At 43.3% G+C, this 14,551-nt stretch carries 18 protein-coding genes, 1 riboswitch and 1 other annotated feature; of the genes, 4 read left to right on the top strand and 14 right to left on the bottom strand.

Translation table 11 applies throughout. The annotated features are described in order from the left end of the window. Positions 1–94: 94 nt before the first annotated feature. The 3 genes from NSU11_RS06410 to purU all read right to left on the bottom strand — a co-directional run bounded on the left by NSU11_RS06410 (position 95) and on the right by purU (position 3,672). The gene (locus NSU11_RS06410; protein WP_135031929.1) at positions 95–1,342 is read right to left on the bottom strand and encodes a glutamate-5-semialdehyde dehydrogenase; all 1,248 of its coding nucleotides are present in this window, start codon (positions 1,340–1,342) and stop codon (positions 95–97) included. A gap of 12 nt (positions 1,343–1,354) precedes the next feature. Continuing rightward, positions 1,355–2,452 carry a glutamate 5-kinase gene (proB, locus tag NSU11_RS06405; RefSeq protein WP_024424639.1) on the bottom strand — a complete coding sequence of 366 codons (1,098 nt, stop codon included), beginning with the start codon at positions 2,450–2,452 and terminating at the stop codon, positions 1,355–1,357. Between the two features lie 55 nt (positions 2,453–2,507). Further along, positions 2,508–2,726, bottom strand: a binding site (T-box leader). A gap of 43 nt (positions 2,727–2,769) precedes the next feature. Then, positions 2,770–3,672, bottom strand: coding sequence for a formyltetrahydrofolate deformylase (gene purU / locus NSU11_RS06400; protein WP_024424638.1), 903 nt, complete (start codon positions 3,670–3,672; stop codon positions 2,770–2,772). Between the two features lie 161 nt (positions 3,673–3,833). On the opposite strand from purU, the gene NSU11_RS06395 reads away from it, so the two are divergent. Beyond that, positions 3,834–4,019, top strand: coding sequence for a hypothetical protein (locus tag NSU11_RS06395; RefSeq protein ID WP_024424637.1), 186 nt, complete (start codon positions 3,834–3,836; stop codon positions 4,017–4,019). A 136-nt stretch (positions 4,020–4,155) separates the two neighbouring features. Here NSU11_RS06395 and NSU11_RS06390 read toward each other — a convergent pair whose 3' ends face one another. Both NSU11_RS06390 and NSU11_RS06385 read right to left on the bottom strand, forming a co-directional pair. Then, a complete protein-coding gene (locus tag NSU11_RS06390) occupies positions 4,156–4,470 on the bottom strand; it encodes a multidrug efflux SMR transporter (protein WP_024424636.1) in 315 nt (104 codons plus the stop codon). Further along, complete coding sequence (locus NSU11_RS06385; RefSeq protein ID WP_034623384.1) at positions 4,467–4,796, bottom strand: multidrug efflux SMR transporter; 330 nt, start codon at positions 4,794–4,796, stop codon at positions 4,467–4,469. The genes NSU11_RS06390 and NSU11_RS06385 overlap by 4 nt, the downstream gene beginning before the upstream one ends. A gap of 67 nt (positions 4,797–4,863) precedes the next feature. After that, positions 4,864–4,973, bottom strand: a riboswitch (guanidine-I (ykkC/yxkD leader). 222 nt (positions 4,974–5,195) lie between these two features. Between NSU11_RS06385 and NSU11_RS06380 the strand changes: the two genes are divergently transcribed. Both NSU11_RS06380 and NSU11_RS06375 read left to right on the top strand, forming a co-directional pair. Beyond that, entirely contained in the window at positions 5,196–5,330 is a 135-nt protein-coding gene (locus tag NSU11_RS06380; protein WP_073204910.1) for a YrzI family small protein, read from the top strand. A gap of 208 nt (positions 5,331–5,538) precedes the next feature. Further along, complete coding sequence (locus NSU11_RS06375) at positions 5,539–6,582, top strand: trifunctional transcriptional activator/DNA repair protein Ada/methylated-DNA--[protein]-cysteine S-methyltransferase (protein WP_034623385.1); 1,044 nt, start codon at positions 5,539–5,541, stop codon at positions 6,580–6,582. Between the two features lie 14 nt (positions 6,583–6,596). On the opposite strand, the gene NSU11_RS06370 is transcribed toward NSU11_RS06375, so the two are convergent. The 5 genes from NSU11_RS06370 to NSU11_RS06350 all read right to left on the bottom strand — a co-directional run bounded on the left by NSU11_RS06370 (position 6,597) and on the right by NSU11_RS06350 (position 9,479). After that, on the bottom strand, positions 6,597–7,142 hold the full coding sequence (locus NSU11_RS06370; protein ID WP_135031933.1) for a GNAT family N-acetyltransferase: 546 nt from the start codon (positions 7,140–7,142) through the stop codon (positions 6,597–6,599). A 17-nt stretch (positions 7,143–7,159) separates the two neighbouring features. After that, positions 7,160–7,648: a small multi-drug export protein gene (locus tag NSU11_RS06365; protein ID WP_034623389.1), complete on the bottom strand. Its 489-nt coding sequence runs from the start codon at positions 7,646–7,648 to the stop codon at positions 7,160–7,162. Between the two features lie 105 nt (positions 7,649–7,753). After that, positions 7,754–8,512: a hypothetical protein gene (locus NSU11_RS06360; RefSeq protein ID WP_149125714.1), complete on the bottom strand. Its 759-nt coding sequence runs from the start codon at positions 8,510–8,512 to the stop codon at positions 7,754–7,756. Between the two features lie 4 nt (positions 8,513–8,516). After that, positions 8,517–8,843: a PadR family transcriptional regulator gene (locus tag NSU11_RS06355; protein ID WP_149125715.1), complete on the bottom strand. Its 327-nt coding sequence runs from the start codon at positions 8,841–8,843 to the stop codon at positions 8,517–8,519. Between the two features lie 114 nt (positions 8,844–8,957). After that, entirely contained in the window at positions 8,958–9,479 is a 522-nt protein-coding gene (locus NSU11_RS06350) for an acyl-CoA thioesterase (RefSeq protein WP_008346212.1), read from the bottom strand. 179 nt (positions 9,480–9,658) lie between these two features. Between NSU11_RS06350 and NSU11_RS06345 the strand changes: the two genes are divergently transcribed. Beyond that, complete coding sequence (locus NSU11_RS06345) at positions 9,659–10,540, top strand: dimethylarginine dimethylaminohydrolase family protein (RefSeq protein WP_034623395.1); 882 nt, start codon at positions 9,659–9,661, stop codon at positions 10,538–10,540. Positions 10,541–10,578: 38 nt separating this feature from the next. Here the strand turns inward: NSU11_RS06345 and NSU11_RS06340 are convergent, their stop codons facing one another. The 4 genes from NSU11_RS06340 to NSU11_RS06325 are packed head-to-tail and all read right to left on the bottom strand — an operon-like array spanning position 10,579 to position 14,471. After that, a complete protein-coding gene (locus tag NSU11_RS06340) occupies positions 10,579–11,547 on the bottom strand; it encodes an oligopeptide/dipeptide ABC transporter ATP-binding protein (RefSeq protein WP_024426800.1) in 969 nt (322 codons plus the stop codon). Beyond that, positions 11,537–12,454, bottom strand: coding sequence for a C40 family peptidase (locus NSU11_RS06335; RefSeq protein ID WP_034623397.1), 918 nt, complete (start codon positions 12,452–12,454; stop codon positions 11,537–11,539). The genes NSU11_RS06340 and NSU11_RS06335 overlap by 11 nt, the downstream gene beginning before the upstream one ends. Next, positions 12,454–13,533: a dipeptide epimerase gene (locus tag NSU11_RS06330; protein ID WP_135031940.1), complete on the bottom strand. Its 1,080-nt coding sequence runs from the start codon at positions 13,531–13,533 to the stop codon at positions 12,454–12,456. The genes NSU11_RS06335 and NSU11_RS06330 overlap by 1 nt, the downstream gene beginning before the upstream one ends. Beyond that, positions 13,530–14,471, bottom strand: a complete 942-nt coding sequence (locus NSU11_RS06325; protein ID WP_025092301.1) for an LD-carboxypeptidase — start codon at positions 14,469–14,471, stop codon at positions 13,530–13,532. The genes NSU11_RS06330 and NSU11_RS06325 overlap by 4 nt, the downstream gene beginning before the upstream one ends. Positions 14,472–14,551: the final 80 nt, after the last annotated feature.

Here is a 14,551-nt window from a genome sequence, read left to right as displayed (position 1 = left end):
AAAACATTACCATATTTTATCATACTTGACCGGAGAAATACAAAAATGAAAGGAAAAAGAGAGCCTGTTGTCACAAGACTCTCTTTTAAATTCGTTATTCTCTTATTTGTCCTTGACCACGAATGACAAATTTTTCAGACGTTAAGGCTGGCAGACCCATTGGCCCTCTTGCATGAAGTTTTTGCGTACTAATTCCTATTTCCGCTCCATAGCCAAATTCAAATCCATCTGTGAAACGAGTAGAGGCATTATGATAAACAGCGGCAGCATCGACAGCTGTTAAGAAAAGGGCTGCATGCTCATCGTTTTCCGTAATGATCGCTTCAGAGTGCTTAGAGCTATATGTTTGAATATGCAGAATCGCTTGTTCTATGTTTTCTACAATTTTAATACTGACGATCGGTGCTAAAAACTCCGTTGCATAGTCCTCTGCTGTCGCTAATGCAGCACTAGGAGCAAGCGCACAAACGGCTTCATCACCGCGTATTTCTACCCCATTTGATTGAAGGGCTTCAAATAAAGAAGCACCGTAGTTGTTTGCCCATTTTTTATGAATGACAATGCTCTCAATCGCATTACAAACAGAAGGTCTTTGAGTTTTGGCATTGAGCACAATCCGCTCAGCCATTTCGTTTTTCGCTGTTTCATCAATGTAGATATGACAATTTCCTGCACCTGTTTCAAGCACTGGCACAGTTGACTCTCTCACGACAAGATCAATTAAATTCTTCCCGCCGCGCGGAATGAGGACATCCAGGTATTCATTTAAAGTGAACAGCGTTTTCGCCGTTTCACGGCCAGTATCTTCAATTAATTGCACACTGTCTACTGGAATATCCGTCGTATGAAGCGCTTCATGAATCACCTTTACAATCGCTTTATTACTATGAATAGCAGAGGAGCTTCCGCGCAGAATCACAGCATTCCCAGTTTTCAAGCAAAGGGTCGCAGCATCGACTGTCACGTTTGGTCTTGCTTCATAAATCATTCCAACCGTTCCAAGCGGTACACGAACCTTTTCGATGAACAGACCGTTTTCTTTTTGAATGGTTTCTAACGTTTCACCAATTGGGTCTTTTAGCTGAATGAGTTGAAGGGTCGCATCTGCTATGGCTTCAATTCTCTCTTCCGTGAGTGTGATCCGGTCAATGACAGATGGCGTGAACTGCTTTTCCTCAGCAGCCTGAACATCTTTTTGGTTCTCTTCTATTAAATAAGCTGAAGATGCTTTTAGTGCACTGGCAATGGCGTGCAGGGCAGCATTTTTTTGTTCCGTCGTTTTTAGAAGCAGCTGATCTTTGGCTGCACTTGCTTTTTTTGCTTTTTCAAGAACTTCATTCATCGTATTCCCTCCTCAGTTTTGTACATGCTGTACCCAGTGATCTCGGTGTATGACCTCAGGCTTCTCTTTTGCAAGCTCGTCACTTCGCATTCCTTTAATGCCGAGAAGCTCGTCGGAGGCGTACAAGGTTTGTCCCTTACCAACTAATCCGTTTGGACCGACGACTTCTACGACTTCTCCTTTAGAAAAGTCACCAGCGACATCAATGACTCCTGCCGGAAGAAGGCTTCTGCCATTATGCAAAATCGCCGCTTCCGCTCCTGCATCAATCATGATCTTCCCAGAGACCGGTGAGTGGAATTGAATCCATTGACGGCGGTTGTTCACAGCTGATAAATCCTGTTCACCGATATACGTTCCGTCGCCTTGACCCGCAAGTATGCGAAGCAGCTTGTCTTCCCCAGTGCCTGTGCCAATGAAGACTTTCACGCCAAGTGAAAGTGCCGTTTGTGCAGCTGAGAGCTTCGATTTCATTCCGCCTGTTCCAACCTTTGAACCGGTGCTCTTTGCATATGAAAACAATTCTTCTGAAATGTGGGTCAGGACATCAAATCGCTTCGCCTCAGGATGCTCATTTGGATTTGCATCATAAATGCCATTGATGTCTGTTAATATGATCAATTGGTCTGCATGGATTAATCCACTGACAAGAGCTGACAGCATGTCATTATCCCCAAAGGTAAGCTCCTCGATGGAGACTGAATCATTTTCGTTTATGATCGGCAAGATTTTTCTTTCAAGCAGCTCCATCATCGTTGCGTACGCATTTCGATATCTTGTTCGATCTGAAAAGTCATTACGTGTTAAAAGCATTTGAGCAGGTGTCATATGAAACTGTGAAAAAAGCTCTGTATATTTCTGCATTAACAAACCCTGTCCAACGGCGGCAGCTGCCTGTTTCCCCTTTAAGGTCACAGGTCTTGATGGATAGCCTAAACTGCCAAATCCTGCTGCAACGGCTCCTGATGAAATTAAAATGATTTCATGACCTGCTTCTTTGAGCTTTGCTATGGCTCTTACATGATCCTGCATCTTTTGTTCATCAATGGCTCCTTTTTGCTCTGTTAATGAACTGCTGCCAATTTTTATGACGATCCTTTGCTTTTTCATCCTTGATTCCCTCCGCTATACCTTTAGGCACAAAAAAATCCCTATTTCTCCTTATGTAAAGGACGAAAAGGGATTTTCCGTGGTACCACCTTCATTGAATAAGCATGCAATCTGCTTATTCCACTCAACTCCTGTAACGCCAGGCACGCGCTTAGATTTTTCCTCTAAGGCTCAAAGGGCAGGTTCAGCAGCTGTCTGCGGCAAATGTTTCAGCACATCATTTGCTCTCTTTACGCATCAGTTCCTGCTTACTATTCCTTTTCAACGCTCGTTAATTTTTTTATATTATCACCAATTGCTAAAGAAAAGTCAAGCGGTCAATTAAAGACAATCGTTTTATTCTCATGAACAATAATGCGATCTTCAAGGTGCCATTTGACAGCACGTGCAAGCACACTGCGCTCAATTGTCCGGCCAATATTTTTTAGGGCTTCCGCATCATCCCGGTGATCGACCCGCTCAATATCCTGTTCAATGATCGGGCCTTCGTCTAAATCATTGGTGACATAATGAGAAGTCGCACCAATTAATTTGACCCCCCGCTCATATGCCCGCTTGTATGGGTTTGCACCAATAAACGCTGGCAGGAAGGAATGATGAATATTAATGATTTTGTTCGGATGCTCTTCAATGAATCCAGGCGTTAAAATTTGCATGTATCTAGCAAGCACAACCACATCAATGTCGTACTCTTCTAATAAGGCGAGCTGCTCTTTTTCAGCTTCTTTGCGAATGTCTTTGTTCGCCTTTACAAAATGGAATGGGATTCCAAGCGATTCTACTGTATCTTTTGCCGTTTCATGATTGCTGATCACAACTGCGATTTCAGCCATTAAATTTCCGCTTTGCCATTCCCACAGAAGCTCATGCAGACAATGAAGCTCTTTTGAGACAAAGATTGCCAGCTTTTTAAGCTCACTTGCACGCGACATGCTCCACGTCATTTGAAATGATGCTGCGATTGGCTCAAAACTATTTTTCAATTGATCCATATTCGCCGAGATGTCTTTCCAATCAAATTCAATTCTTAAAAAGAACCGGCCGCTTTCATGATCGGTTGTGTATTGGCTCGATTCAATGATGTTCGCTCCGTGCTCAAATAAAAAGGAAGAAACAGCTGATACAATACCAGGCTGATCTGGGCAGCTGACAAGTAATCTGCCTTTTTGCTCGTGCTTTTGTCTGTGTAATTCAAGTTTCTCTGTAATCAATGTTCTCATGTATCATGACCTCATTTGCGTTTTCATTCTAATGAAATATTATACTGGACTGGAAAGAGAAAAAGCAATGAAGAGTCCATTTTTTATTGAATATTCATTCAATTCTGCACCTAGCATGATATAATGTGAGTAGACCTTTTATCACAAAAGGAGTGATGGAGATGAAAAGCATGACTTTGTTTGGTAAAGTGAGCTTTTGGCTCGGCATCGTATGTCTGATCACAGGTATTTATCTTTTTATGGCCGGTGAGAGACTCATTCCTTTGCTCACATTTGGTGTCTGTTTTCTTCTAGTGAGTCAGCTTTACCGCAAAAATGAAAACGATTCCAATCATCATTCGATGTAACAAAAAAGGGCTGAAATGATTTTTATTTTAGCCCTTTTTCTTCTTTTTCAGCGTGATAGAAAACCATTGCAGGCCTGACAAAGAATGTGTGGGTTTGTCTACATGCTGAGGCTGGCAGACAGATGACAGCCTTTTCTTATTCAATGATTTTTAACCCGACCGCCGCAGATAAAATCAGTGCGATAAAGAATATACGTTTTGCGTCCTTCGACTCACCGTAAAACAGCATGCCGACAATGGCTCCTCCAGCAGCTCCAATGCCAGTCCAAATGGCGTATGCCGTTCCCATCGGAATTGTATTCATCGCAAGAGAGAGCATGAGAAAGGACAGCGAAAATCCAGCTGCAATGAATAAAATCCATTTGACATGCCGGTCTTTCTGGAATTGATTCATCATGGTGACACAAAGCATTTCTAAAATGCCTGCACCAATGAGTAAAAGCCAGCTCATGATTCAGTCTCTCCTTTCTTTTCACCTGTGGTTAGTTTAAGCCCTAATACACCACTTAAAAGCAACATGATTAAAAGTAATTTCACTAGCTGTACTGGCTCTCCCAGTACCATACCTACTATGACAGTACCTGCTGTCCCAAGTCCGGTGAAAACGGCATAAAGTGTGCCAACTGGCAGTACAGTCGTGGCTTTCAGGAGTAAATAAAAGCTCACGACAATACAAACGATGGTTGCGGCCCATTCCAATAAAGAGTCAGCATATTTCAACCCCATCACCCAGCCAACTTCAAAGATGGCTGCAATCAATACATTTCCCCATTTCATCCGATTCTCTTCCTTTCTGAACGATTCCAAGCAATAAAAAAAGCCCGGAAATCGATCGTTTGATCAAATCTCCCGGGCTTTTATCCCTCCGTGTCCATACGGTCTATTGTCTAGACCCTATGTGTTTTCTCTCGGTCCAGACTGCGCCACCCGCACGGAACCCTAGAAAACCATTTCTTAATAAGCAGATCTGACTTAAAGCAGATTCTGTGTGTCAAAATTGTATCACACCCCGAAATACCGGTCTACCGCTTTGCTTTCCACATGCAAATATACTTGTTCATTTTTCGAAAGAATTTTTAATGAGCCGCCGTATACTAAGTGTTAGAAGCAGGTCAACTGATAAAGAAGCTTTGCGGGCTGTTTCGCGTGAAGCGGACTGAAGGGAAATGAGCGTATATGACAATCCATTTATTTTTTATGACATTGACGATCAAGCGTAAATACAAGGACATGGAGACCGTACTTTACGAACAAGAAGTTGAAGCATTTTATGAAGAAATGAAACAGAAGCAACTAAAATATATGAACTAAAACAGGAATGAGAAAAGGAGGAGATTGACATGTTTATGATGCTTGATGTTCCTTAAAGCACGGATACGTCAATGATCACATCGCTGATATAATGAAATCAGATTGATGCGATGAACGTCCAACTTTAGGATGATGTATTTACAGATCATCCGTCGTACCCCAAACAATGCTGAAAAACATTTTATAGAAAATCAAGAGGTGGCTTCATATGATGATGACCGATGAACAAAAACATGAATTTTATCAAGCACTTGTTGACAAGAATCCGCAATATGACGGCACATTCTTTGCCTGTATTAAGACAACCGGTATCTTCTGTCATGCCACATGTACGGCCAGAAAGCCAAAATTTGAAAACTGTGAGTTTTTCTTTACAGCGGAGGAAGCACTGCTGGCAGGGTATCGCCCGTGCAAGCGCTGCACACCATTAACATACCCTAACAGCATTCCTGAAGAAGTCAAAACACTCGTTTCAGCAGTAGAAAAAAATCCTGAGAAACGCTGGAAGGAAGAGGACTTCCGCCAATTAGGGATTCACTCTGCCACAGCTCGAAGAAAGTTTAAAGACATTTACGGCATGACCTTTGTTCAATATGCAAGATCACGCCGAATGGGACTTGCCTTTAAAGAAATTTTGAACGGAAAAAAAGTAATCGATCAGCAGGTCACTTTCGGCTATGAATCTTCAAGTGCCTTCAATGATGCATTTACGAAAATCATGGGAAATCCTCCCAAAAAAGCGCAGATTCACATTCTCTATGCTAATTTTATTTCCACACCGATCGGGCGCATGATGAGTGTGACAGATACCACACATGTGTATTTACTGGAGTTTATGGACAGGCGGGGACTCGAAAAAGAAATTGAAACATTAAGAAAGAAGCATCATGCCCGCATTTTAGTTGGAGAAACAAACGTCCATCAGCAATTAGCAAAGGAATTGGCCTTATATTTTGAGAAAAAGCTGACCAAGTTTACTGTACCGCTTTCCTTACATGGCACCCCTTTTCAAATGAAGGTGTGGGACCAGCTCTCACGCATTCCAGCAGGCGAAACGAGATCCTATCGAGATCTAGCCACGAAACTAGGCGATCCGCATTTGGTTCGTGCTGTCGGTAATGCAAATGGTGCCAATCAATTGGCGATTATCATTCCCTGCCACCGCGTGATTCAAACAAGTGGTGAGCTTGGAGGCTACGGCGGAGGGATTGAACGGAAGAAATATTTGCTTCAGTTAGAACAGCGTGCATAAAAAAACGGCTCTGCTTATTCGGTAAGCGAGCCGTTTTCTCCGTTACGGGTGATGCTGTATACATCAACGATTTGGTCCCATTTTGAAATGGTTTTTTCTTTTTTCATGCCCATTTTTAAAGCGACCTTCACCGACGCTTCATTCTCAGGACGAATTAGGCTGACCATCCGTCTGACCTTCATTTCTTCAAATCCATAGGTAAGGCAGCCTTTTGCAGCCTCAGCAGCATAGCCATTCCCCCACGCCGCTTTCTTTAGCATATAGCCAATCTCAAGCTCGGTTTGTCCTTCAATGTTTTGCAGGACAATGCCGCTTTGTCCAAGTCGTTCATTTGTTTCTTTATCTTCAATGATCCATAGCGAGGTGTTGTACATGCGGTCATTTTTTTGATTCCATGCAATCCACTCTTTTGTCTGCTGTTCATCCTTCAAAGAAGGATAATACTTCATCACTTCTTCATCCTGGAACAGCTCGTCATATAAAAATGACGCATCATGTTCATTCATCGTTCTCAGTTTCAGGCGCTCTGTTTCAAATACTGTTCTTGTTTGAACTGTCATTGATGATCCCCCCTTTTTTACTTGCTAAAAATATCTCCGAACAATCCATTTGAATCTGGGGCAAAGTAATGGAAGCCCGCACCGGTTAAACTTGCAGCCAGCGCTGTCCACATCATTAAACTGACGGTCATCCACACCGCGACTTGCTTTCTTTTCGTTCCAAAGCTCATACACATCAAGGCTGCTAAATGACTGCCGATGATAAAAGGTCCTATGAGCGCTAACCCAGGCAGACCGTATCGTTCCCAAATTTTTCTCGCGCGCAGCTGCTTTTTCTCTCCTTTTTCATCACCTTTTTCCTCTTTTCTTTTTAACCACCATGCTTTAAACCGGTCGACGAACACAATGAGAAGCAAGACTGTCAAAAAGTTTCCAACGAATCCAATCACAGCCGTTGTCACAGGATGCAGCCCACTTAAGATTGCGAATGGAACGACACCAATCACTTCAAAAAAAGGCAAGGCAGCCAATACAAAAACGAGTACATATCCCCATACGATATCCAAAAACAGAACCCCTTTTCATTTTTGTCCTCTCCCCATTGTAATGAAAAAGACAATTCCATTTCTACATTTTTTTAGAAAAAGAAAAGCACATCGGATAGGATGTGCTCAGTTTACATTCGTATTTTCATTTTTCTTATTTGTCCGGCGCAGTACAATGAATATAAGCCCCATTAAAATCACAATAGATAGCAGACTTTGCAGCAAAATCACACTTGGTGACGTCCAGCCAATCCATTCGAATATGAGCTGCGGTCCGAAAAAGATAATCGGAATCAATGAAACGACATTCGCCTTTAAGATTGCATTAAATACAACGATACATAGCAGCATGAGCAAAATGACGCCCCACCTCTGGCCAGAAGTAAGGACAAGTAGTGGTGTGCCGACTTTTTGATCCAATAGTTTGATTGTCACCATCGCTGTCAGCTGAAAGATTCCTAACATCCAAAAGTAGAGAAATACCCGGCTGCTTGTTTGAAAGGCGGACGCTCTAAACATCACAATGATCATGATAACATTGGCCACTAAAACGAGCGGATATCCAATCAAAGCAAACCAAGAATAGGATAAGTTTTGGCTGATTGCATCTGCTAAAATCATGTAAAAAAGCGATCCAATTAAGAAAGCACTGACGAATGGCACCCAGTCTTTATGATTCCCTGACAGCTCTTTTGCCAGTTCATCAGCATAGCCCCGCGGATCTCCACCGAACACATCCTCACCTGTTTTGCCGTCTTTTTCAGCCTCAACCGCATGTGCTGTCAGTTCGTCCATCAGCTCATCGATTTCACCCTGATTTTTCCCCTTTGATATGAGATAAAGTTGCAGCTCTAGTAGAATTTGTCTTGTTTCTTTTGATACCATAATCTCACTTCCCTTTTTGTAATAAGCGGTTTACATTTTTTGAAAGCTCATCCCAGCGGGCAATAAACTCTGTGAGTGCTTGTTCACCCGCTTGTGTGAGCGTATAGTATTTCCTGTTCGGGCCGGTCGCTGACGCTTTTGTGACGGTGGTCACCAGCTGTTCCTTTTGCATACGCAGCAAAATCGGATAGATACTGCCTTCACTTATTTGATCAAACCCATAATGCGCGAGCTTCTTCGTCATTTCATACCCATAAATTTCGCCCTCAGAAATAATCGACAGCAGGCAGCCTTCTAAAATTCCTTTTAGCATTTGTGTGGATGTTGTCATGATTGTTCCTCCGATTCCAGTACCTTGCATCACAAGATAGCTTCATCTTACCACACACTATCTTGCCATGCAAGATACTGGCACAGAAAAAAATCACCGCTTAAAGGGTGATTTTTACGCCCAAGGCTTATCTGTCCCAAGTGCGTCAGCAAGCGCCTTACTATGCTTTCGGCGGCTTTTTCTTTCCTCTGCCCGCTGCTTCGCTGTTTGATGAAGCATGATCTCTTCCTCTGTTTCCGGCATCACCTGCGGGACTCGTTTAGGCTTTCCGTTTTCATCTAATGAGACAAATGTCAGAAATGAAGTTGCTGCGAGTCTGCGCTCTCCAGACATCAAGTTTTCTTTAATGACTTTGACGAACACTTCCATAGAAGACGTACCCACCCATGTGACATAGGATTCCAAGCATACGGACTCCTTTTGTCCAATCGGCTCTAAAAAGTCAACAGAATCCATTGAAGCTGTGACCGTTTCACTGCGGCTGTGTCTTGCAGCCGAGATGGAGGCAATGTCATCTATATAACTCATTAATTTCCCGCCAAATAACGTTTGGTGGTTATTCGTATCAAGAGGAAACACCCTGCTGGTTTTAACAACTTTCGATTCCTTGCAGTATTTGAAATTTTCTTCACTCATCATCATAGCTCCTTCTTGCTGTTTTCGTGGATGCGGAACGACTTTTATTAAACACTATTCTTTTAGGTTTGTCTAAACTTTTTGCTTTAGTCTTATGTGAGAGATTTTCTTTCGGAAATGTTTCAACCATGGCTAGAAGAAGGAATAATAGAACTATGAATGAACAAGGAGGCCATTTGATGGATTCTATGAGAGCAGAGCAATTATACAAAATGCCGCAATGCATGAGTGAATACGACGATTTAGAAGAAGTTCTTTTATGCAGTCCTATTTATATGGAAATCAAACAAATTATTAACGAAACCCAGAAACATTTTGCAAAAGAAAATATTTCTCAAATGAAAGCAGTCGCTCAGCATAAGCAATTGATCCAAACCCTTAAAGAGAATCAAGTACGGCCCATCCTGCTCCCGGCGAATGACCGCTTCCCTGAGCAAGTCTTCACTCGGGATATTGGGTTTACGATTGGACATACACTGTTTGTTTCAAGTATGGCCGCTCCGGTTCGGCAAGGGGAAGAACAATACCTAAAAGAATGGGCACACGCAAAAGGGTGGTCAGCTGTCACTTTGACAGACGGAACGATTGAAGGCGGCGATGTGCTTGTGGATCAAAACCGTGTATTTGTTGGCACGAGCAAAAGAACTAGTCCAGCCGCTATCTACCAGCTCAAAAAGGAGCTGCCGGATCATGACATCATTCCGATTCACCTTCCTCCTCACATTCTGCATCTTGATTGTGTGATGAATATTCTGTCTCATGACGAGATCATCATTTATCCTGAAGCATTCAAGCAAAAGGATCTCCAGCTGCTCAAAACGTATTATGATTTGATTGAAATCAGCGAACAAGAGCAATTCACACTTGGACCAAATGTTTTATCCATTGGGCAGAAAAAAGTGATCAGCTTGCCCAGCAACCAAGAAACAAATGCTGCGTTAACCGCTCACGGATACACCGTTATTGAAGTTGACTTTTCTGAAATTATTAAATCCGGCGGCTCTTTCAGATGCTGCACATTGCCTATTCGGCGTTCATCTATTAAAAAAGCCAGCATGTAGAACAGCTTGTCTACTTGCTGGCTTTTGTCTAGCTTGTCCTATTTTCTATTATATAAATGACAGGCGACTTCATGTCCTTCTTCCACCGCTTGTAATGCCGGCTTTTTTTCAGCACACACATCCATCGCGGCAGGACATCTTGTTCGAAATACACAGCCGCTTGGCGGGTTCACTGGACTTGGAATTTCTCCTTTTAAAATAAACCTTTTGCGCTTGTCCTCTACGTCAGGATCTGGAATGGGGATTGCCGACAGCAAGGCTTGTGTATATGGGTGAAGCGGTGTTTGATATAATGCATCACTTGTCGTCAACTCGACGAGATGGCCTAAATACATCACACCGATCCGGTCGCTAATATATTTCACCATTGACAAGTCATGTGCAATAAAGAGAAATGTTAATCCTTCCTCTTTTTGCAATTTTTTCAGCAGATTCACGACCTGCGCTTGAACGGAGACGTCTAGTGCAGAAATCGGCTCATCTGCCACAATAAATTTTGGCGCTAAGGCAAGTGCTCTTGCAATGCCGATTCTCTGCCTCTGTCCTCCGCTAAATTCGTGCGGATAGCGGGTGGCAAAATCATAGCTTAATCCTACCGCTTCGAGCAGTTCTTTCACGCGGGCAATCCTTTTCTTTTGACTCCCATAAAGCTGATGAATCTCCATTGGCTCCAGCATAATATCTTTTACTGACAGTCTTGGATTTAACGAGGAATACGGATCTTGAAAGACCATTTGCATTTGCCGATTGAAATCAAATGATTCTTTTTTAGAAAGGTGGTGAAGACTTTTCCCTTCATATAAGGCTTCACCATCTGTTGGTTCATAAAGACGCATGAGCACTTTTCCAAGTGTGGATTTGCCGCAGCCAGACTCACCAACGAGACCAAAGGTTTCACCTTGTTTCAGCTGAAAAGAGACACCATCCAGCGCTTTTAAGGTTCTCCCTTTCGATAGATGAAAATGTTTTTTAAGGTTGTTTACTTGTAAAAGTGGTTCAACTGTCATGATCGCTCCTCCTCTCGCTTGGTAAATACCGCCTTGCACCTGCCCATTCCTTTTCATATGAAGTGCCAGAAAGGGAAAGAAGCTCAATTTGTCTGCCGGTTTTAGGCGAATGAAGCATCATCCCATCCCCAGCGTAGATCCCTACATGGCGGACCGCTCCCTTTCCGTTTTCATTTGCAAAAAACAGCAAGTCACCTTGTTCTAAATGGCTTGATGTAACCGGCGTTCCTTGAACTGCTTGGTCACTTGCGTCTCTTGGCAAAAGATATCCGCACGCTTTGTACATACTGTAAGCAAAGCCTGAACAATCATAGCCAAAGCTGCTCATGCCTCCCCATAAATAAGAAAGGCCAATAAATTGTTTTCCTGCGTCTACGACATCTTTGCCGGTCATAGAGAAAGCTTGCGATACTGGGCGTACATCCGCTTTGTTGATTTCTCTTATTCCTAATGGGGTGACAACATGAAATTGATCATCTGTTTCTTTGGCGGCTGCCAGCTCTGTTAAAAAGCTAATCTCCATATCAGGTTCCCCGTTTTGATAGAGCGTGGCTTTTTTCTGACAAACGATAAGAGATGCAGCTGACGCACTTCCCTCTGTTACTTGTTTTAATTGCTCAGCAGGTATATAGCCTGGATAGCCTTGCGGATGTTTCCGGCTGGCCTGCTGCGGAATGACGACTTTCATCCAACCATCTGTCTCTTCTAATCCAATCACTCGTCCGCCGAGCAGTACTTGAGATTGAATCAAATTTTCTTCACATAAAGCCAGCTTTTCTTCATATGTTTGCTGGTCAATCCATTCTTTGATGTTGATGGAGTCCTGAAGTACCTTTCGATCGATTTCTCGGGGAGACTGCGGCGCTGTCCATACATTAGCGACTGGAACCTTTGATTCGTATATCATCATGAGACTCCTTTCACCCCTTGAATGCCTAACCCATGATGCAGCGGTAAAAATATATCTTTTCCTTTGTACACGATTCCTCCGTCTATCATGTCCTCTTTCAGCATAAGCGGGGCATCAAAATCGCAGCGGGTGATATTCGGCTGGCTTGCGGCGAAATGTGCCGCTGCTGTAATGCCAAGCTTTGACTCAATCATACTGCCAACCATGCACTGAACACCGTATGCTTCGGCAAGGGCATTGATTTTTAATGCTTCTTTTATGCCGCCTGATTTCATTAATTTTAAATTGATCAGATCACAGCTTCTCATTTCAAGCACCTTGATTGCATCATGAAAACTGAAAATGCTTTCGTCTGCCATGATCAATGTTTCAGTTGCTTCCGTCACACGACGCAGGCCTTCGATATCTTCTTTCGGCACTGGCTGTTCTACTAATTCAATATTCAGCACTTCCATTTTTCGAATAGCTGTGATCGCTTCCTTCCATGTCCAGCCCTGATTGGCGTCGAGCCTGATCTGAATGTCTGGCCCGACTTTTTCTCGAATCCGCTTGATCCGCTGAATGTCCGTGTGTATATCATCTTTTCCTACTTTGATCTTTAACGTCTGAAAACCTTCAGCTGCGTATTGCTTCGCATCTTCTGCCATCTCAAGCGGCCGGTTTACACTGACCGTATAGTCGGTTTCGAGCTGATGACGATATCCGCCAAGGTATTGATAAAGCGGGAGTCCTGCCTGCTTTGCTAAGCCATCATAAATGGCCATATCGATTGCAGCCTTTGCGCTTGTGTTGCTTGCGAGCACGCGGTTCATAGCAGAAAAGATTTGTTCATACTCTGCCAAGGAAGCCCCGAGCAAAATGGGTCTGATCACTTCACAGATGGCATAGTCGATGCTTTCCAGCGTTTCTCCTGTAATCACCGATGTGGGAACTGCCTCTCCGTAGCTGACATCACCTTGATCATATGTGATGATAACGATCAAAGATGCGGCGTCATACACCGTTCTTAAAGCGGTTTTGAAAGGCTTTTTTAGCGGTACACTCGTTCTGCATGTACGAACATCGACAATTTTCATTTAATCGCCTCTTTCGCTGCAACGCCTGGAGAAATGTGCAGTTTTTTCCCTGCGGCATCTAGTGCAGCCTGCACGCCCATCGGAAAGGCAAAGTTCGGTGATGAATGACCGATCCGAAAGCCGCCGAGTGCGGGTTTCTTTTGCGGCACAATATAGGTTTCCCACAGCTGTTCCAAGGTTAAGGACTGGTCTTTCTTTTTTGGTTCACATTGATGAAAATCTCCAATGATGAATCCAGCCGCATCATCCAATTTTCCAGCAGATGTGAGGTGCTGCATCATACGATCGATTTTATAAGGCTCTTCGTCAATATCTTCAATGAACAACAGCTTTCCCTTCGTATCAATTTCAAAAGGTGTACCAAGTGTTGTCACGATGAGAGCAAGATTCCCTCCTATGATGTCACCTGACACGGTGCCGGGGTAGAAGGTATGAAGAGGTGACAAGTGATGCGTATACGTAAAGGCCTTCGGCGTGAACAGCTGCAAAAAGGTATCCTTCGTATACGGATGGACCTCTTCAAGTCCCACATCAGAGGAAAGCATTGGACCATGAAAGGTCACAAGACCGGTCTGCTGCTGGATGGCCGTATGTAAAAACGTAATGTCACTATAACCCCAAAAGATTTTTGGATTCCGGCGAATGAGGTCATAATCAATGGCTTCCGCAAGTCTTCCAGTTCCGTACCCTCCGCAGGCACAAATAACTGCTTTGACTTCTGGATCTTGAAACATGCCATGAAGATCTTCCACTCTTTCATGATCACGCCCTGCTAAATACCCGTACCGGGAATCGAGATACTTCCCTTTTTTCACCTTTAGCCCAAGGCTCTCTAAAAAGGCAATCCCTTTTGCTAATTTCAATTCATCAGGCGGGCTTGCTGGTGCGATAATCCCCACCGTATCCCCTGTTTGAAGCGCCGCTGGCAGCTGGTTCATGCCAATCCCCTCTTTCTCTTTATTTCTTACAATCTATGGGCATTTTCTCCATAACATGAATAAATAAAGGAACAGACGCT

Origin of the sequence: Bacillus sp. FSL R5-0712 (assembly GCF_038593285.1) — a bacterium.
GTDB lineage: Bacteria > Bacillota > Bacilli > Bacillales > Bacillaceae > Bacillus > Bacillus safensis.
This window is presented reverse-complemented; position numbering and strand designations above follow the sequence as displayed.

Coding starts and splice junctions, on each gene's coding strand:
- proB (WP_024424639.1), bottom strand. CDS start 2,452: ATGAAAAAGCAAAGGATCGTCATAAAAATTGGCAGCAGTTCATTAACA.
- NSU11_RS06375 (WP_034623385.1), top strand. CDS start 5,539: ATGATGATGACCGATGAACAAAAACATGAATTTTATCAAGCACTTGTT.
- NSU11_RS06370 (WP_135031933.1), bottom strand. CDS start 7,142: ATGACAGTTCAAACAAGAACAGTATTTGAAACAGAGCGCCTGAAACTG.
- NSU11_RS06390 (WP_024424636.1), bottom strand. CDS start 4,470: ATGAGCTGGCTTTTACTCATTGGTGCAGGCATTTTAGAAATGCTTTGT.
- NSU11_RS06330 (WP_135031940.1), bottom strand. CDS start 13,533: ATGAAAATTGTCGATGTTCGTACATGCAGAACGAGTGTACCGCTAAAA.
- NSU11_RS06335 (WP_034623397.1), bottom strand. CDS start 12,454: ATGATATACGAATCAAAGGTTCCAGTCGCTAATGTATGGACAGCGCCG.
- NSU11_RS06325 (WP_025092301.1), bottom strand. CDS start 14,471: ATGAACCAGCTGCCAGCGGCGCTTCAAACAGGGGATACGGTGGGGATT.
- NSU11_RS06360 (WP_149125714.1), bottom strand. CDS start 8,512: ATGGTATCAAAAGAAACAAGACAAATTCTACTAGAGCTGCAACTTTAT.
- NSU11_RS06355 (WP_149125715.1), bottom strand. CDS start 8,843: ATGACAACATCCACACAAATGCTAAAAGGAATTTTAGAAGGCTGCCTG.
- NSU11_RS06345 (WP_034623395.1), top strand. CDS start 9,659: ATGGATTCTATGAGAGCAGAGCAATTATACAAAATGCCGCAATGCATG.
- NSU11_RS06395 (WP_024424637.1), top strand. CDS start 3,834: ATGAAAAGCATGACTTTGTTTGGTAAAGTGAGCTTTTGGCTCGGCATC.
- purU (WP_024424638.1), bottom strand. CDS start 3,672: ATGAGAACATTGATTACAGAGAAACTTGAATTACACAGACAAAAGCAC.
- NSU11_RS06380 (WP_073204910.1), top strand. CDS start 5,196: ATGACAATCCATTTATTTTTTATGACATTGACGATCAAGCGTAAATAC.
- NSU11_RS06350 (WP_008346212.1), bottom strand. CDS start 9,479: ATGAGTGAAGAAAATTTCAAATACTGCAAGGAATCGAAAGTTGTTAAA.
- NSU11_RS06410 (WP_135031929.1), bottom strand. CDS start 1,342: ATGAATGAAGTTCTTGAAAAAGCAAAAAAAGCAAGTGCAGCCAAAGAT.
- NSU11_RS06340 (WP_024426800.1), bottom strand. CDS start 11,547: ATGACAGTTGAACCACTTTTACAAGTAAACAACCTTAAAAAACATTTT.
- NSU11_RS06385 (WP_034623384.1), bottom strand. CDS start 4,796: ATGAAATGGGGAAATGTATTGATTGCAGCCATCTTTGAAGTTGGCTGG.